General features: G+C 41.4%; 18 protein-coding genes. 14 read left to right on the plus strand and 4 right to left on the minus strand.

The annotated features are described in order from the left end of the window. Nucleotides 1-408: 408 nt before the first annotated feature. On the plus strand, nt 409-1,905 hold the full coding sequence (locus AN392_RS07650) for a bifunctional ADP-dependent NAD(P)H-hydrate dehydratase/NAD(P)H-hydrate epimerase (RefSeq protein WP_055012378.1): 1,497 nt from the start codon (nt 409-411) through the stop codon (nt 1,903-1,905). A gap of 56 nt (nt 1,906-1,961) precedes the next feature. Here the strand turns inward: AN392_RS07650 and rnk are convergent, their stop codons facing one another. The 4 genes from rnk to AN392_RS07670 all read right to left on the minus strand — a co-directional run bounded on the left by rnk (nt 1,962) and on the right by AN392_RS07670 (nt 5,126). Then, on the minus strand, nt 1,962-2,375 hold the full coding sequence (gene rnk / locus AN392_RS07655; RefSeq protein ID WP_055012379.1) for a nucleoside diphosphate kinase regulator: 414 nt from the start codon (nt 2,373-2,375) through the stop codon (nt 1,962-1,964). 175 nt (nt 2,376-2,550) lie between these two features. Continuing rightward, nucleotides 2,551-4,200, minus strand: a complete 1,650-nt coding sequence (gene groL, locus AN392_RS07660; protein WP_055012380.1) for a chaperonin GroEL — start codon at nt 4,198-4,200, stop codon at nt 2,551-2,553. Between the two features lie 49 nt (nt 4,201-4,249). Beyond that, a complete protein-coding gene (locus AN392_RS07665) occupies nt 4,250-4,537 on the minus strand; it encodes a co-chaperone GroES (protein ID WP_008113511.1) in 288 nt (95 codons plus the stop codon). A gap of 109 nt (nt 4,538-4,646) precedes the next feature. Continuing rightward, nucleotides 4,647-5,126, minus strand: a complete 480-nt coding sequence (locus AN392_RS07670) for an FxsA family protein (protein WP_010391671.1) — start codon at nt 5,124-5,126, stop codon at nt 4,647-4,649. A gap of 240 nt (nt 5,127-5,366) precedes the next feature. On the opposite strand from AN392_RS07670, the gene cutA reads away from it, so the two are divergent. From cutA to hflC, 13 genes are all read left to right on the plus strand, one after another. Continuing rightward, on the plus strand, nt 5,367-5,687 hold the full coding sequence (gene cutA, locus AN392_RS07675; protein ID WP_010391672.1) for a divalent-cation tolerance protein CutA: 321 nt from the start codon (nt 5,367-5,369) through the stop codon (nt 5,685-5,687). After that, nucleotides 5,687-7,492 (plus strand): protein-disulfide reductase DsbD, encoded by a 1,806-nt coding sequence (locus AN392_RS07680; protein ID WP_055012381.1) that lies wholly within the window; start codon nt 5,687-5,689, stop codon nt 7,490-7,492. The genes cutA and AN392_RS07680 overlap by 1 nt, the downstream gene beginning before the upstream one ends. 229 nt (nt 7,493-7,721) lie before the next feature. Next, nucleotides 7,722-8,174, plus strand: coding sequence for a type II 3-dehydroquinate dehydratase (aroQ, locus tag AN392_RS07685; protein ID WP_008113504.1), 453 nt, complete (start codon nt 7,722-7,724; stop codon nt 8,172-8,174). Between the two features lie 33 nt (nt 8,175-8,207). Further along, on the plus strand, nt 8,208-8,672 hold the full coding sequence (gene accB / locus AN392_RS07690) for an acetyl-CoA carboxylase biotin carboxyl carrier protein (protein WP_055012382.1): 465 nt from the start codon (nt 8,208-8,210) through the stop codon (nt 8,670-8,672). Between the two features lie 26 nt (nt 8,673-8,698). Continuing rightward, complete coding sequence (gene accC / locus AN392_RS07695; RefSeq protein ID WP_008113500.1) at nt 8,699-10,039, plus strand: acetyl-CoA carboxylase biotin carboxylase subunit; 1,341 nt, start codon at nt 8,699-8,701, stop codon at nt 10,037-10,039. A gap of 126 nt (nt 10,040-10,165) precedes the next feature. Next, a complete protein-coding gene (gene tsaE, locus AN392_RS07700) occupies nt 10,166-10,633 on the plus strand; it encodes a tRNA (adenosine(37)-N6)-threonylcarbamoyltransferase complex ATPase subunit type 1 TsaE (protein ID WP_008113499.1) in 468 nt (155 codons plus the stop codon). A 28-nt stretch (nt 10,634-10,661) separates the two neighbouring features. Then, the gene (locus AN392_RS07705; RefSeq protein WP_055012383.1) at nt 10,662-12,005 is read left to right on the plus strand and encodes an N-acetylmuramoyl-L-alanine amidase; all 1,344 of its coding nucleotides are present in this window, start codon (nt 10,662-10,664) and stop codon (nt 12,003-12,005) included. A gap of 30 nt (nt 12,006-12,035) precedes the next feature. Continuing rightward, nucleotides 12,036-13,862, plus strand: a complete 1,827-nt coding sequence (mutL, locus tag AN392_RS07710) for a DNA mismatch repair endonuclease MutL (RefSeq protein WP_055012384.1) — start codon at nt 12,036-12,038, stop codon at nt 13,860-13,862. Nucleotides 13,863-13,872: 10 nt separating this feature from the next. Beyond that, nucleotides 13,873-14,790, plus strand: coding sequence for a tRNA (adenosine(37)-N6)-dimethylallyltransferase MiaA (gene miaA, locus AN392_RS07715; RefSeq protein WP_054202670.1), 918 nt, complete (start codon nt 13,873-13,875; stop codon nt 14,788-14,790). 81 nt (nt 14,791-14,871) lie between these two features. Next, on the plus strand, nt 14,872-15,135 hold the full coding sequence (hfq, locus tag AN392_RS07720) for an RNA chaperone Hfq (protein ID WP_008113494.1): 264 nt from the start codon (nt 14,872-14,874) through the stop codon (nt 15,133-15,135). Nucleotides 15,136-15,151: 16 nt separating this feature from the next. Then, on the plus strand, nt 15,152-16,435 hold the full coding sequence (hflX, locus tag AN392_RS07725) for a ribosome rescue GTPase HflX (RefSeq protein WP_010391685.1): 1,284 nt from the start codon (nt 15,152-15,154) through the stop codon (nt 16,433-16,435). Nucleotides 16,436-16,541: 106 nt separating this feature from the next. Next, nucleotides 16,542-17,711, plus strand: a complete 1,170-nt coding sequence (gene hflK, locus AN392_RS07730) for an FtsH protease activity modulator HflK (protein WP_010391686.1) — start codon at nt 16,542-16,544, stop codon at nt 17,709-17,711. 5 nt (nt 17,712-17,716) lie between these two features. Further along, nucleotides 17,717-18,595, plus strand: a complete 879-nt coding sequence (gene hflC / locus AN392_RS07735; RefSeq protein ID WP_010391687.1) for a protease modulator HflC — start codon at nt 17,717-17,719, stop codon at nt 18,593-18,595. Nucleotides 18,596-18,689 lie beyond the last annotated feature (94 nt).

Consider the following 18,689-nt stretch of genomic DNA (forward strand, 5'->3'; position numbering starts at 1 on the left):
ATGTGAAAGTAGGACATTACCAGGCTCCAAATACAAGAAAGCCCGATTCGAAAGAGTCGGGCTTTTTTACGTCTGCAGAAAAGTGAAAAACAAATGTAAAAGGTTAAAGGTATTAGGCTAAAGGAAGATAATTGATCAGAGCCGATTCCAGGACATGCTACTTTGCTGTCGCTTCGAAGTAGCACACCGACTCCAAATGTAAGAGAAGTGCAAAGCATCCGGCTTTAGGTAAAATAAGCCCTGCTTTACGCTGACCTCCTATTAACTTCTCTTGTATGGTTATCCTCGTTATATAAAATTAATAGCTCCTTAAATAAAGCCTTATAGATTACATAACTATGTTTTACTTGAAAAAGAATTTATAAAGCCCAAAATGAAATTAAGTATTCTTATTAAATTGAGCTGTTTATGTCATTACTACTAACGCCACCTAAGTGCGAGCAATTGACCTATTTGTCAAAACAAATAAAAGGGTATGAAGAACAAGCAGTCCATACTACCGGCGCAGACCTTTACACGCTGATGCAGCGTGCCGCGCAGGCTGTTTTTTGCTGTTGGAAAACCTTTAATGCAAAACAAACGTTAGTTATTACAGGTAATGGAAATAATGCTGGAGATGGTTATGAGGTAGCTCGGTTAATCAAACAAGCAGATCGGCATGTAGTTGTTTGCGCGATTAATCCGAATAAAGCCTTATCCGGAGATGCAGCAAAAGCACAAAAGCAATGGATTGATGCCGGTGGTGAAATTTGTAACTTTAGCGCTGATGCACTCGATGAGTGTGATGTGATAATTGATGCATTACTCGGCACTGGTCTTGAGAATACGGTACGCGATAATGTTGCTACTATTATTAAAGCGGTAAATGAAAGCACTAAACCTATACTGAGTATTGATGTGCCGTCAGGTATTAATGCAGATACAGGCTGTCCTCAAGGAACAGCCATTATGGCCACCAAAACAATGACATTAGTTGGGATAAAGCAAGGACTCACCACGGCTAAAGGAAAGCAGCATGCCGGGCAGTTGTATTTCGACGAGTTAGGTATTGGCGAGCAATTTATGAAACTAGCCACCCCTTCTGCTCAGATTATCAATATAGACTGCTTTAAACCTTTGCCTGAGCGCTCAGTGAGTAGCCATAAAGGTAGTCATGGAAAATTATTATGTATAGGAGGAAACCACGGCTCTGCAGGAGCTATTAGATTAAGTGCTGAAAGTGGATTAAGGTCTGGTGCTGGAATGGTAAAAGTGTATACCCATGAACATGCCGTTTTACCTGTGAGCATTGGGCGACCAGAGCTTATGGTAACTAGTGAACATTTGGATGATGCTTTAGCATGGTCAACGTGTGTAGTTATCGGTCCAGGTTTAGGCCAAGATGAATGGGCCCAAAAAACCTTTGAGCAGGCAATCCGTTATTGCCAGCAAAACAATATCCCTACTGTTATTGATGCAGACGCCTTAAACTTATTAGCTAAGCAATCATCTTCTCATAAATTAAATAATACCGTGCTAACGCCTCATCCTGCAGAGGCTGCACGGTTATTAAACTTAACTACCTCTGAGGTTGAGTCTGATCGTTTTTATTATGCTCGACAATGTGCGACCAACTTCGCAGCGACCTCTATTTTAAAGGGCGCAGGTACGCTAATCGATAATACCGAGCATACTTGGATATGTGAAAATGGTAACCCTGGTTTGGCTGTAGGAGGAAGTGGTGATGTGCTTAGTGGTATAGTTGGGGCGTTAATGGCTCAAGGATTAAATACCAGTGAGGCAGCATGTTATGGCGTTGTGTTACATGCAAAGGCGGGTGATAGAGCCTGTGAACAATCAGGGCAAAGAGGAATGTTAGCCAGTGATTTATTTGCGCATGTAAGAGCACTGATCAATCATAAATAGTAAAAGCAGCAATGACTGGCTGTGCCAGCTAATGTCTTCGCTGCTTGTTTTGGCTACTATCTGTGAAGCTCACCAGCTCTTTCAGGCTGATAAGTAACTTCTTTGATGGTTACTGTTACTAATCCACCGCCAGGCTTTGGCCATTCAATTTGATCACCTTGTGAAAGGCCAAGTAATGCACTACCTATAGGGGCTAAGATTGATATTTTGTCGCCAATTGAATCAATATTTTTTGGGTAAACAAGCGTTAAAGTAAACTCTTCGCCTGTAGATTCAACAACAAAGTTCACAGTTGAATTCATGGTTACCACGGTTGAGGGAACTTCGTGCGGCTCAACTATGCTGGCTCGTGCAAGTTCTGCTTCAAGTTCTTTTTCACCCGCAAAGCTGTTTGCAGGCAACGACTCCATCAGTGCATACAACCTATCTGCATCCAGCGATGAAATGATAATTTCAGGTTTTGTATTCAACTTAATATCCTTAATCATGTTAAATAAAATTTACTCTGGTATAGCTTGCAGGAACTCAGTTGCATTGGAATACACTGAGTTAATTTTATTGTTGTTTAGTGAATTTATTTTATTTCTATTACTAAAAACCCAGCCGAAGCTGGGTTTTTATTTGAGCTAAGTGTTTAGGGGATGATTACATCATGCCGCCCATTCCACCCATGCCGCCCATGCCACCCATATCAGGTGCACCAGCTGCTTCTTCTTTAGGAATTTCAGCAACCATAGCCTCTGTAGTGATCATTAGACCAGCAATCGATCCTGCAAATTGTAATGCAGAGCGCGTTACTTTCGTTGGATCTAGGATACCCATTTCAATCATGTCGCTGTATTCGCCAGTGGCTGCATTGTAACCGTAGTTACCTTCTCCGCCTTTAACTGCGTTAATAACAACTGATGCTTCATCGCCTGCGTTTGTAACGATTTGACGAAGTGGTGCTTCCATCGCACGAAGTGCCACTTTAATACCGTGGTTTTGGTCTTCATTGTCGCCAAGTAGCTCAACTAGCTTGCTAGCAGCACGTACTAATGCAACACCACCACCTGGTACTACACCTTCTTCAACCGCTGCGCGAGTTGCATGTAAGGCATCTTCAACACGGTCTTTTTTCTCTTGCATTTCAATTTCAGTAGCGGCACCTACTTTGATTACAGCAACACCGCCAGCTAACTTAGCCATGCGCTCTTGTAGCTTTTCTTTATCGTAGTCTGAAGTCGCTTCTTCAATTTGTGCTTTGATTTGAGCAACACGACCGTTGATACCGTCTTCTTCACCAGCACCATCAATGATTGTTGTGTCATCTTTAGTGATTACTACGCGCTTAGCTGTACCTAAGTCTTCAACTGTTGCTTTTTCAAGTTCAAGGCCGATTTCTTCAGAAATTACAGTACCGCCAGTTAATACCGCGATATCCTGTAGCATTGCTTTACGACGATCGCCAAAGCCAGGTGCTTTAACCGCTGATACTTTTACAATACCACGCATGTTATTCACTACTAGTGTCGCTAACGCTTCACCTTCAAGGTCTTCTGCGATGATTAGTAGAGGCTTGCTTGCTTTTGCAACCGCTTCTAATGTTGGTAATAATTCACGGATGTTAGATATTTTTTTATCTACAAGTAAGATAAATGGGTTATCTAGTTCAACTGCGCCTTTTTCAGCGTTGTTGATGAAGTATGGAGATAAGTAACCACGGTCAAACTGCATGCCTTCTACAACATCTAGTTCGTTTTCAAGTGATTGACCTTCTTCAACAGTGATAACACCAGTATTACGGCCTACTTTTTCCATTGCATCAGCAATAATTTCACCAATCTCTTTATCAGAGTTAGCTGAAATAGTACCTACTTGTGCAATTGCTTTAGTATCAGAACATGGAACCGAAAGAGCTTTAAGTTCTGCTGTTGCAGCAATGATTGCTTTATCAATACCGCGCTTAAGATCCATTGGGTTCATACCCGCAGCAACCGCTTTAAGACCTTCGTTAACAATAGATTGAGCAAGCACGGTTGCGGTAGTGGTACCGTCACCAGCAGCATCATTTGCTTTAGACGCTACTTCTTTAACCATTTGTGCGCCCATGTTCTCAAACTTGTCTTCAAGTTCGATTTCTTTAGCTACAGATACACCATCTTTAGTGATTACTGGAGAGCCAAATGATTTGTCTAGTACAACGTTACGACCTTTAGGGCCCAATGTTACTTTTACTGCGTTTGCTAAAATGTTTACGCCAGTTAGCATTTTTGCACGTGCGTCGCCTGCAAACAGTACTTCTTTTGCTGCCATGTTTAATTTCCTCTAAATTCTTAAAATGTGTGTTAAACGAAAAGTAGGTTTAGCCTACAATGCCTAAAATATTATCTTCACGCATGATCAGGTATTCTTGACCTTCGATCTTTTCAGTTTTTTCAACATATGAGCCAAATAACACAGTGTCACCGGCTTTCACTTCTAACGCGCGAACGTCACCGTTTTCTAAAACGCGACCATTACCTACGGCAACAACTTCTCCACGAGTTGATTTTTCAGCTGCAGAGCCAGTTAATACAATACCGCCAGCAGACTTGGTTTCTTCTTCTAGACGCTTGATGATTACGCGATCTTGTAAAGGACGAATGTTCATGTTTTTAGTTCTCCTAACAGTTTCTGAACAGTACAGAAAAAAGTGTATCTAATTTGCTTTCATTAATGGGGGTAGAGTGAAAAATTCCAAGAGAAAAAATGATAAATTTTTAATCTTTTCGCTCGTATTCACCATCTATAGTATTGGGACGGTTTTCATCTTGCTCATGATGCATTGATTGATGAGGTTGTGAAAATCCTGAAGTACCTGTTTGATGCATACTAGCGCTCATTCTCACCGTTGCTTGGCTGGCAAGCCCTGCGGCTAATTTATTGCGAATAGCTGGAGTAAGAAGTAGTAGGCCAAATACATCCGTCATAATGCCGGGTGTTAATAAAAGTACGCCAGCAATAATCACACAAATACCCGTAAACAACTCTTTAGCCGGCATTTGCCCTTGAGCCATTTGCACTTGTACGTTTTGTAGTGCGCCCATTCCTTGCTGTTTCACCATTTTCGCACCCACAATCGCGGTTAGTACCACTAAAGCAATTGTTGCGAAGCCACCTATCACGTCACTAACCTGAATTAGTAAGGCAATTTCAATAATAGGAATGATGATAAACAGCAAAAATAAAATTCTAAACATAAGACTCTCTAAAAAAATGACACTTATTAAGGTGCTAATGAAATATAAGTGAGGGTTGTCGGGTCTATTTTCAAGCTAATAAGAGTAAGTAATAAACTTTAATGTAAGTAAAGTTGCAGGTGGCGGGTCTAAATCAATTTACTGCAAAGACCCAAAATGTAGACAGAGTTCGTGTCTACACATTACACCCGCTATCAGCTACTATGGGGCTAGACCCCCGTAAACAAGTAAAGGTTCACTATGACAACGCAATTTAAACTTATTTTTACCACTTGCAAAGATAACGATGAAGCCCGTTTATTGGCTATGGCGCTAATAGAAAAGAAACTAGCCGCTTGTGTAAATATTTTACCGGCCATGAGTTCTATTTACATATGGGAAGGTGAAGTAGCCGAGGCAACTGAAGTAAAGCTACTAATTAAAACAAAGGCTGACAAAATGAACGATGTATTTTTAACCTTAAAAGATCTTCACAGCTACGAAGTACCAGAAATACAAGTTGTTGATGTGGCAACGGGTAACTTGGCTTACTTTAATTGGATGGATGAGGTGCTTCATTAATGCGCTTTATTTTATTTTTTTTATTAGGCGTTTTAATGGCGCCTGCTTGGGCAACACAAAATACCCTTGAGGATTTTCTCAAACCTACTCAGCACACATTTTTACCGGTCAATGAAGCGTTTGTATTTGATTTTGACCAGCAAGGCAGCACGTTATTTGTTGGTTGGGATATCGCTGATGACTATTATCTATATAAAGACAAAATAGAAATTATTGCCAAAGGTGCCAGCATTGAAGTGCCTGAGTTGGGCTCTGGTGAAATAATTGAAGATGAGTTTTTTGGCAAAACTGAGGTGTTTTTTAATTCTATCAGCGTTATTAGCAAGTTGAGTAATATCAGTGAAGATGGCGTTGTTAAGGTGCGTTATCAAGGTTGTGCAAAAGCAGGGCTGTGTTATCCACCTGAAATCATCAGCATTCCATTAAGTGTACTGGCAAGTGAAACTAATACTAATGAAAATACAGCAGCAAGTAGTGCATTTGCGGCACTTAGCCAACCTGTAGAAAAACCTGTTACTACAGCAACACCCGAGAAAGAGCTCACCTTTACAGAGCAGTTAGCTAGCCAAAGCTTAATGGTTAATTTAGCTATATTTTTTGCTGTGGGCGTAGGTTTGGCATTTACACCTTGTGTATTTCCGATGTTTCCTATTTTATCTAGCTTAATTGCGGGTCAAAAGAACCTGTCTACCAAAAAAGCATTTGCCCTATCATTTGTTTATATTCAAGGTATGGCGGTTACCTATGCCGCATTGGGGTTAGTGGTTGCTGCATTAGGCGGACAAGTACAAGGTTACTTACAGCACCCATATGTATTGATAAGTTTTAGTTTGCTGTTTGTATTGTTGGCTATGTCGATGTTCGGTTGGTACGAAATAAAGTTACCCAGCGGCATAATGAACAAGCTAACCCAAGTGAGTAACAATCAAAAAGGCGGTAACTACATTGGGGTATTCCTGATGGGGGTTTTATCAGGGCTTATTGCATCACCTTGTACCACTGCGCCTTTATCAGCCGCATTATTATTTGTGGCACAAAGCGGCGATTACTTAGTCGGTGGACTAACGCTTTATGTACTTAGCCTAGGAATGGGTTTACCGTTGTTACTCCTTGGTACATCGGGAGGTAAGTTATTACCGAAAGCTGGCGGATGGATGGAACAAGTTAAAACCTTATTTGGTTTTATTATGTTAGTTGTGCCACTTATTTTGTTAGAGCGAATTATCGATATCGAGATAATTTTACTATTAGCAGGTCTATTAGCTATCGCCACAGCGCTTTATTTTCATCATTGGCAAAGCGCCCAAGCACAAGGTAAATTAAAAACCTTATTGTGGGTTATTGCTGTTTTATTAGTGCTTACGGGCTTTAATTTAACCAAAAATTATTTTTGGCCAACACAAAACGTGAGCTTGCAAACAACCACGCAAAGCAATGAGTTTAAGCACGTTGCTAACTTAGCCGAGTTGAAGCAAGCAGTTTCACAAGCAAATAGTGAGGGTCGTATGGTAATGGTGGACTTATACGCTGACTGGTGTGTAGCGTGTAAAGAGTTTGAGCATTACACATTTCCTGACCCGCAAGTGCAAAGTGAGTTTAGTCATTATCAACTGATTCAAATTGACTTAACCCAAAGCGATAATGAAACAATTGAGCTAATGGAAGCATATTCAGTGTTTGGTTTACCGAGTATTTTATTCTTCAATACTCAAGGTGAAGAGTTAAGTACACAACGTGTAACTGGCTTTTTAAATGCAGATGATTTTGCTAAGCACCTAGCTGCAGTGCGTGCCAGCGCTGAATAACCATTCTATATGGCACAACATTATATTAATGTTGTGCCATATCACTTCCCTCAAAGTATGTCCCCAGAATAGAGATTAGACCAGTATTTTGCTGCTATTTACTTCGAAATCACTATAATAGTTGGTTAACGTGAGAAATTGTTGCTATCTTACTTTTTTCTGCTTACTTTTTAGAGAAAAACTAGTTAGTAACCGCTTAACTCATTACTTATAGGATATATCGCGTATTATGGCTGCAAAATTAAAGATTTTAGTTATAAATGGCCCAAATTTAAACATGCTAGGAAAGCGTGAACCTGATAAGTACGGTTCGCATTCTTTAGAGCATATTATGAGCGAGTTAAACAGCGCTGCTAATAGTTTAGGTGTGGCATTAACGCATTTCCAAAGTAATAGTGAGCAAGCGCTCATTGAACGCATTCATGATGCTTGGCAAGCGGTTGATTACATAATAATTAACCCAGCAGCATTTACGCACACAAGCGTCGCATTACGTGATGCATTGCTAAGTGTTGATATTCCGTTCTTTGAAGTGCACTTAAGTAATGTGCATGCACGTGAAACGTTTCGCCATCATTCTTATTTTTCTGATGTGGCGCAAGGCGTTATTTGTGGATTAGGTGCAATGGGTTATCACGCTGCTTTAAATGCAGCAGTCAGCCGATTGCAAAACTCAAACTAAATTTAAACTAACAAACTAATAGGCGGGCCGTTTATGGATATTCGCAAGATCAAAAAACTAATTGAATTAGTAGAAGAATCAGGTATTGCAGAACTAGAAATCACTGAAGGTGAAGAATCAGTACGTATTAACCGTAACAACATGAGTGCCGGTCCTGCGTACGCGCAATTTGCACCACAGCAATACGCTCCAGCACCGGCTCCAGTAGCGGCTGCACCATCAGCACCTGCGGCCGTGGAATCTGAAGCACCTGCAGGGCCTACAGGTCATCAAGTTAAGTCTCCTATGGTAGGTTCTTTTTATGCAGCAGCTTCTCCAGAAGCACCAGCATATGTTGAAGTGGGCTCTCAGGTTAAAGTTGGCGACACACTATGTATCGTTGAAGCAATGAAGATGATGAACCAAATTGAGTCAGATAAAGCCGGTACAGTAAAAGCTATTTTAGTAGAAAACGGCGAGCCAGTAGAATTTGATCAACCTTTATTCATCATTGAATAATAGCGCAACGTAAAAGGCCAACTCTCATGTTAGATAAAGTAGTCATTGCAAACCGAGGTGAAATTGCACTTCGTATATTGCGCGCCTGCAAAGAGCTTGGGATCAAAACGGTTGCTGTGCATTCAACGGCGGATCGCGATCTTAAGCATGTATTGCTAGCAGATGAAACCATCTGTATTGGTAAACCTGCAGCAACTGAAAGTTACTTAGACATTCCACGCATTATTGCCGCAGCAGAAATTACTGATGCGGTCGCTATCCACCCAGGTTATGGTTTTCTTGCAGAAAATGCAGATTTTGCCGACCAAGTTGAGCAAAGCGGTTTTGTATTTATCGGTCCTCGTGGCGACACTATTCGTCTAATGGGCGATAAAGTATCGGCAATCGAAGCGATGCGTAAAGCGGGTGTTCCGTGTGTACCAGGTTCTGATGGTCCGGTATCGGATGATAAAGAGCGCAACATGCAAATTGCTAAGCGTATTGGTTACCCGGTAATTATTAAAGCAGCTGGTGGTGGCGGTGGCCGTGGTATGCGTGTTGTTCGCAACGAAGCTGAGTTAATCAATTCAATTGCGCTAACGCAACAAGAAGCGAAACAGTTCTTTGGCAACAGCATGGTTTACATGGAGAAATTCCTTGAAAACCCACGCCACATTGAAGTACAAGTATTGGCCGACGGTCAAGGCAATGCGGTTCACTTAGGCGAGCGTGATTGTTCAATGCAACGTCGTCACCAAAAAGTAGTGGAAGAGGCGCCAGCGCCAGGTATTACTGCAGAAGTACGTAAGTTCATTGGTGAGCGTTGTACACGCGCATGTATCGAAATTGGTTATCGTGGTGCGGGTACGTTTGAGTTTTTATACGAGAACGGTGAGTTTTACTTCATTGAAATGAACACCCGCATTCAGGTTGAGCACCCAGTAACTGAAATGGTCACCGGTGTTGATTTAATCAAAGAGCAATTAAAAATTGCCGCTGGTCAGCCTTTATCATTCACTCAAGAAGATGTGGTTATTCGTGGCCATGCTATTGAGTGTCGTATTAATGCTGAAGATCCAGAAACCTTTATTCCATCACCTGGTAAAATTACCCGTTTTCATCCAGCTGGTGGCTTAGGTATTCGTTGGGACAGCCATATTTACGCTGACTACACCGTTCCTCCACATTACGATTCAATGATTGGCAAGCTAATTACTTACGGTGAAAACCGTGATGTAGCTATTGCCCGTGCACGTAATGCACTTAATGAACTCGTTATCGATGGTATTAAAACCAACACCCCACTGCATAAGCGTATTCTTGCAGATGAAAACTTCAAAAATGGTGGTACAAATATCCACTATCTTGAGAAGAAATTAGGGCTGTAAAGTCTATGCTAATTAAAAACCGGCTTAAGCCGGTTTTTTTATCTTTAAAAAAGAGGCAGTATCACCTTAAATAAATAATCTGGTATGATTAACAAATATGCGCTTTTCGTAAATTTTGAGGTAATCATGTCGTGTAGTTTTAATTTTCATTTAGTCGATGAAAATGCCACTGTTGCTATGGGTAATAAATTAGCTGCCATAATAGAACAGGGCGCAGTTATTTATTTGCATGGTGATTTGGGGGCAGGTAAAACGACATTTACTCGCGGTATAGTGCAAGGTTTTGGTCATACAGGTAAGGTTAAAAGTCCCACTTATACACTTGTTGAGCCCTACGAACTTGCGCGTGGCAATGTTTATCATTTTGATTTATATCGATTAGGTGACCCTGAAGAGCTTGAATTTATGGGGATTCGTGATTATTTTTCAGCAACGGCAATTTGTATTGTTGAGTGGCCGGAAAAAGGTGGAGAATTTATCCCTGTTCCCGATCTAAATGCTACGCTAAGTTATGTAGGTGACGAGCGTAAAATTGTTATTAACAGCGCGAGTGAGCGTGGTGTAGCAATTGTCGAAAAACTAAATAATAGATAATAAAATAGTTAAGGCAGTGATTATCAAAATGAGTCGTGGTTTAGTTAAACTTTTTATTTACCTCATGGTTTTTACAGTGAGCTTGCCATTGTGGGCGCAAAACACTATTAATAGTGTGCGTGTTTGGCCATCACCTGATAGCACTCGGGTGGTGTTTGACCTCGACGATAAACCCGACTTTAGTTACTTTATGTTAAAAAACCCAAGCCGTTTAGTCGTTGATTTAGAAAATACGGATGAGTTGAAAACATTGCCAGGTGTGCCATCAAAGCACCAAATAGTTAGTAAGTTACGCTACTCAAAACCTAAAAATAAACACAGCGTGCGTTTAGTGTTTGAGTTAAGCGGACCGGTCAAGCCTGTGGTATTTGCGTTGGCACCTACGGTGCCTTATAAAAACAGGTTAGTGGTCGACTTATACGACAAGAGTCAATCTCAAGGGGCGGTCAGTCCGGCACAAACGGCAGCTAAAAAACGCCAGTTAAGCCAAGAACGCGACATTGTTATTGCCATTGATGCAGGCCATGGTGGTGAAGATCCAGGCTCCATTGGCCCTTCAGGTACTTACGAAAAAGACATCACTTTACAAATTGCCAAGCGTTTAGAGCGCATGATTGATGCTGAGCGCGGTATGATTTCGCGTATGGTTCGTAGTGGCGATTACTTTGTAAAACTTAATACACGTACTAATCGTGCTCGCCAGAAAAAAGCCGATTTTTTTGTTTCTATTCATGCTGATGCGTTTACCAGTCCAGGACCCAATGGGGCTTCGGTATGGGTGTTGTCGTTGCGACGCGCCAATTCGGAAATTGGTAAATGGATTGAGGATAAAGAAAAGCACTCTGAGTTACTTGGCGGGGCCGCTGATGTTATTAAAGATGCTGCTAATGAAAAGTACTTAGCGCAAGCCTTGCTTGATATGTCGATGGATCATTCAATGAAAACAGGGCTTAATGTTGCAGATGAAGTAATAAAAGAATTAAGAAAAGTAGCAAAAATGCATAAAAAGGCACCGCAACATGCCAGCCTTGCAGTATTAAAGTCGCCAGATATTCCGTCTATTTTAGTTGAAACTGGGTTTATCTCTAATCCTCGTGAAGAGCGACTGCTTAAAAGCGCCAATCACCAAGAGCGTTTGGCTAAAGCCATGTTTACCTCAATTAAAAATTACTATTTGCGCAACCCACCCGACGACTCTCTGTTTGCGTCATTAAAGTCTCAATACCCAACAAAGCACAAGGTACGTCCGGGAGAGTCATTGAGTATGTTGGCAGGGCGATATGGTGTCAGTATTAATCAAATTAAACAGGTTAATAAGCTCAGTTCAAATACGCTATTTATTGGTCAAGAACTTGATATTCCTCAGAGTTAATTTTAAAAGCGCACAACATTTAGGGTTTTTATGAGTATTGAAATATTACCTGCGCGCTTGGCAAACCAGATTGCGGCGGGTGAAGTTGTTGAGCGTCCTGCATCGGTGGTTAAAGAGTTAGTAGAAAATAGCCTAGATGCAGGCGCGACACGTATTCAAATAGATATTGAGCGCGGTGGTCATAAGCTGATTCGAATTCGTGATAATGGCTCAGGGATTGCAAAAGAGGAGCTCACATTAGCGCTCTCTCGCCATGCTACCAGTAAACTAAAGTCGCTAGACGACTTAGAAAATATTTGTTCTCTAGGCTTTAGAGGCGAAGCTCTCGCGTCCATTAGCTCGGTATCTCGCTTAACTTTAAGCTCTAAGCCCGAACAGCAAGAAGCTGCTTGGCAAGCCTTTGCACAAGGCCGAGATATGGCCGTGGAGGTAAAGCCTGTGGCACATCCCAGCGGTACTACAATTGAAGTAAAAGACTTATTTTTTAATACCCCAGCACGGCGTAAGTTTTTACGTACCGAAAAAACCGAGTTTAGCCATATTGATGAGCTTATAAAGCGGATTGCGCTGAGTCGCTTTGATGTATCAATTACGTTAACTCATAACGAAAAAGTAGTACGGCAATATCGCGCTAAAACCGATCCTGCTCAAGCGATTACACGAGTTGCCCAAGTCGCGGGTAAAGCGTTTGCTGAACAGGGACTACATATCCAATCAGGCGAATCAGGGCTGCAACTACATGGTTGGGTGTTGCCAGTTGGCTCGGCCAATACCACACAGTACACCTATGTAAATAATCGTATGATGCGCGATAAACTTATTTTGCACGCTATTCGCCAAGCATTTGAAGAGGTCAGTGGTGAGCAAGAGTTACCTGGGTTTGTGATTTATATTGATATAGATCCACGTCAAGTAGATGTGAACGTACATCCTGCTAAACATGAGGTGCGTTTTCATCAAGGGCGTTTAGTACACGACTTTATTTTACAAGCTATCAAACAAGTTGTTGTGCCCCTGCAAACTGAATTTTCAAGCCCCTGCGCAGTTCATGATAATAGCCCACCAGTAGCAGCGTTTAATTCACTCAATACTGCCAGTAGCGAACCGTTTGATTATCCTAAGTCATCATTACAGCCTAGCCGGTCATCTTCAACGCATGGCACTACTTATAGTGGTGCAAATCAACGAGCAGGTAATCAACAACGTGCTGAAAGTCGAAATTACCATGACGTAAATGCGTTTTATCAAGGTGTGAGTGAGCAGCAAGCACATCACTTTGATAATCCAGCACCATTTGTGCAATCAGATGAGACTCAAGTATCAGATACAGCGCTTCGTACTGTCGATATAATAACCATTGAACAGGGCGCTTGTGTGTTTAATGATGAAAACCAACTTTATTGTGCACACTTTAAATATGCGCTAGCGGATGATTGGCTTGCACAAATTAAAGAGCAAGGCAGCCTTGAGGGCAAAGCATTGTTATTACCCGTACGGGTCAATGTGTCAAAACAAGATATCGAACTGCTGGCTACGCAACAATCATGGTTTACTTTGCTTGGCTTTGAAGTTTTAATTGAAAAACAATTTGTTATGGTTAAGAAGTTGCCTGTTTGCTTGTACTTACTTGACGTGAGTGCCGCAGTCGATGCCTTACTTGATGGGTGTAAAGCTCAGTTAGAAAGTATTGATCAGTGGCTAGCGTGGCAGGTAAATGTAATACCTACACGGTTCTATGCCAGTAAAGCCTTTGCAGTACAGCAAACTCGCTTACAAAATAATGCGCAAACAATTGAACGTTTACGTGAAAAAGCAGTTAAAATAGATCTAAAGTCTTATCTAGCGCAATTTAATTAGGGTATTCGTGTTGAGTAATTTACCGGTCATATTTTTAATGGGCCCCACCGCTGCTGGTAAAACAGCATTGGCAATTTCACTGTGTGAGCATTTAAATACTGAAATTATCAGCGTTGATTCTGCACTGGTTTATAAAGGTATGGATATTGGTACCGCTAAACCGGATGCCGACGAACTAGCACGTGCACCCCATCACCTAATTGACTTACTCGACCCAAGCGAAACCTATTCAGTAGCTGATTTTAGACGCGATGCGATAGAAAAAATTGATAAATTTCATCAACAAGGTAAAGTGCCTGTACTGGTTGGAGGTACAATGATGTACTTTAAAGCCCTTATTGATGGATTATCCCCTCTACCAGAGGCTGATGAGCAGATAAGAGCTGAGCTTGAAGTACAGGCGAAACAGTACGGTTGGCCACATTTATATCAAGAGCTATTAAAAGTAGATCCACAAGCTGCGAAAAAGATGAGTGAAAATGATTCACAACGAATTAATCGCGCTTTAGAGGTTTACCGTATAACAGGTAAAACAATGACTGAATTGCAAAAGCAAAAACAGCCACCTTTACCTTATACTTTTCATCAATTTGCTATTGCCCCAGATGATCGTAAAGAGTTACATCAGCGAATTGCAGAAAGGTTTAAAATAATGATTGAACAGGGGTTTGAAAAAGAAGTTTCGACCCTATATCTACGTGAGGATTTACATCCCAATATGCCTTCTATTCGTTGTGTAGGTTATAGACAGATGTGGGATTACCTTGCGGGTGAAATAGACCATGATGAAATGGTTTTTCGCGGTATTGCTGCCACTCGTCAATTGGCTAAGCGTCAATTAACGTGGTTAAGAAGTTGGCCTGACGTTACGTGGTTAACAACCGGTGATGAAGAAAACTTGCATCGTGTAGTAAGTTCGCTAAGCTAGTAGTAGCTGGACAAAATTTAGCTTTATTAAATTAGTTCAGCCACTTAATTATAATAACACCTAGAACGAAGGAATAATAACATGGCAAAAGGCCAATCGTTACAAGACCCATTTTTAAATGCATTACGCCGCGAGCGCATTCCAGTATCAATTTTTTTGGTAAATGGCATAAAATTACAAGGTAAAATTCAGTCATTTGACCAATTTGTAATTTTACTGGAAAACACTGTTAATCAAATGGTGTATAAACATGCAATTTCAACAGTTGTACCTGCACGCGCAGTCAACTTCCAAGGTGTACAGGGAAATGAAGACACTGAAGAAACTGAACCAGGAAACTTTTAAATTAGGAGCGTAATGCTTGTTTGACCGCTATGAATCTGGCGAACAGGCAATTTTAGTCCATATCGACCTACCTAAAGATGGGGATCGCGAAGATCTTCATGAATTAGAAATGTTGGTATCTTCTGCTGGTGTTAGTAGTTTGGCGGTTGTGCAAGGCAGCCGTCAAGCACCACATCCCAAACTATTTGTCGGTACCGGCAAAGCGGAAGAAATAGCTGAAATTGTCAAAATCCACAATGCCGATGTTGTCATTTTTAACCATCAGTTGAGCCCGTCTCAAGAACGCAATTTAGAGCGTGTTTGTCAATGTCGGGTACTTGATAGAACAACACTTATTCTTGATATTTTTGCTCAGCGTGCCCGAACTCATGAAGGTAAACTCCAAGTAGAGCTGGCGCAGCTTCGTCACATGTCTACACGTTTAATTCGTGGTTGGACCCACCTTGAACGTCAAAAAGGGGGGATAGGCTTACGTGGTCCGGGTGAAACGCAGCTAGAAACCGATCGACGTTTATTGCGTGCACGTATTAAAAATATTCGTGCAAGACTAGCGAAAGTCGCTGTACAGCGTGAACAAGGTCGACGTGCTCGTACGCGCAATGAAATTCCAACAGTGTCGCTGGTCGGCTATACCAATGCCGGAAAATCAACACTGTTTAACTATATTACCGATTCAGATGTATATGCAGCCGATCAGCTATTCGCCACACTAGATCCAACACTGCGTAAACTCGATATTGGTGATGTTGGTTCTGTTATTTTAGCCGATACTGTAGGGTTTATTCGACACTTACCGCATGATTTGGTGGCTGCATTTAAAGCAACTCTGACCGAGACGCGTGAAGCCGATTTACAACTGCATGTGATAGATGTAGCAGATCCTCGCCGAAAAGAAAATATTGAACAGGTACAAGAAGTCCTCAAAGAAATTGAAGCCGACGAGGTACCGCAGTTATTAGTTTATAACAAAATTGATGCGCTGGATGAGGTAACGCCACGTATTGATCGTGATGACGAGGGCCAACCTATAAGGGTATGGCTATCTGCAAAAACTGGCGAAGGCTGTGAATTACTTAGTGAAGCTATTAGCGATTTACTCGCTAAGCAAATGCTTAATGAAACGTTATTACTCGCACCACAATATGGGCGTTTAAGAGCATCGCTATTTAATTTAAGTGCAGTACACAATGAGCGGTTTGATGAACAAGGTAATTGGTTGCTTGATGTACGATTGCCTATGATTGAGTGGAACCGTTTAATTAAAGATTTTGGCCCTGAAATTGAAAGTTTTATTAGCTGAGATTAAAAACTGCAAGATTAATGTCGGTTTTAGTATAAGAAACGCAGAAGATTTGTTAGATTTAACACAATTTCCGAATTTATTTAGATAACAATGGAGTATAGCTATGGCCTGGAATGAACCGGGTAATAATGGCAATGACAAAGATCCGTGGAATAACAAAGGCGGACGTGATCAAGGCCCACCTGATTTAGACGAGGTGTTCCGTAAATTCAGTAACAAGTTTAACGGCTTATTTGGCGGTAAAAAATCCGGCAATGGTAGCGGCGGTGGACTTGGCGGAGCCGGTATTTCATTTGTACTTATTATCGCTGCAATTGTATGGGCGTTAAGCGGTATTTATACGGTGAAAGAAGCTGAGCGCGGCGTCGTTCTTCAATTTGGTAAGTTTGACCGAATTGCAGATCCTGGCTTGCGTTGGAAAATGACCTTTGTTGAAACGGTTATTCCAGTCGATATCGAAGCTGTTCGCTCGTTATCAGCATCAGGCTTTATGCTAACCGAAGATGAAAACGTAGTAAGCGTTGAATTTGAAGTACAGTATCGAGTAATCGACCCTTACTTATACAAGTTTAGTGTCACTAACGCTGACAGCAGCCTTGAAGAAGCATTAGATAGTGCGCTGCGTTATGTTGTTGGTCATTCAAAAATGGACCAAGTACTGACAAACGGTCGTGAAGTTGTACGCCAAAATACTTGGGATGAGCTAAATCAAATCATCGAACCTTATAACTTAGGTTTAATCGTAACTGACGTTAACTTTAAGGACTCTCGTCCACCAATGGAAGTTAAAGATGCGTTTGATGATGCAATTGCGGCCCAAGAGGATGAGCAACGCTTTATTCGTGAAGCAGAAGCGTATGCCCGTGAAATTGAACCGCGTGCGCGTGGTCAAGTGACTCGTATGACGCAAGAAGCTGAAGGTTACCAAGAACGTATTACTTTAGAAGCGCAAGGTGAAGTGGCTCGTTTTGAGAAATTACTTCCAGAATACCAAGCAGCTAAAGAAGTAACACGTGAGCGTTTATACATAGACACGATGCAAGAAGTGCTAGGTAATAGCTCTAAAGTGTTGGTTGATGTTAAAGGCGGCAACAACATGATGTACTTACCACTTGATAAAATCATGGAAAAACAGGGTTCATCAACACGTATTGCTTTACCTAGCTCAAGCGATATAAACGATTTACGTAACAAGGTAAATACGTCACGCAACAGCACTGTTAATAGTGGTAACGATCGCTTTAACAATGATCGCTTTAACGACGGGAGATAAGAGCAATGAAAAACTTTAGTTTAGTAATCCTATTAGCCGCCATTGTGATGTCTTTCTCGTCGGTGTTCGTGGTCTCTGAAGGTCAAAAAGCGATTGTACTTTTATTTAGTAAAGTGCAAAAAGACAGCGACGATGAGGCAGTAGTTTATGGCCCAGGTCTACACTTAAAAGTCCCATTTTTTAGTCAAGTACGTCGTATTGATGCACGTATTCAAACACTAGATGGCACACCGGATCGCTTTGTAACTAGCGAGAAAAAAGACTTAATCGTTGATTCGTTTGTAAAATGGCGCGTAAACGATTTTAGCTCTTTTTACCTGCGTGCACGTGGTGACAAGCAATACGCTGAAACACTGCTTAAGCAAAAAGTAAATAATGGCCTACGTACTAACTTTGGTACGCGTACTATTCGTGAAATTGTATCTGGTGAGCGTAGCGAGCTGATGGAAGAAGCGTTAGTACAAGCATCTGAAAGTGCTAGTGAGCTGGGTATTGAAGTACTTGATGTGCGTGTTAAGCAAATTAACTTACCACAAGAGGTGAGTAGCTCTATTTACCAACGTATGCGCGCTGAGCGTACTGCAGTTGCTAAAGAGCACCGCTCTGAAGGTCAGGAAAAAGCAGAAACAATTCGTGCAGGCGTTGACCGTCGCGTAACAGTAATGCTTGCTGACGCCGAACGTAATGCTCGTTCTGTTCGTGGTCAAGGTGATGCTGACGCTGCTGCGATTTACGCTAGTGCTTACAATAAAGACCCTGAGTTCTTTAGCTTTGTCCGCTCATTAGAAGCTTACAAACAAACTTTCAAAGGAAAGCAAGACGTGATGGTGTTATCACCGGATAGCGACTTCTTCCAATACATGAAAGGCGCGAAAGCTCAGTAATCATAGCTTTAGTTAAACTTGAAAGCCCTGCAATTGCAGGGCTTTTTGTTATCTGAATTTTAAGTTTATAAATGACTGTTATTTATGTGATTAT

It is taken from the genome of Pseudoalteromonas sp. P1-16-1b, from assembly GCF_001401785.1.
Taxonomy (GTDB): domain Bacteria; phylum Pseudomonadota; class Gammaproteobacteria; order Enterobacterales; family Alteromonadaceae; genus Pseudoalteromonas; species Pseudoalteromonas undina.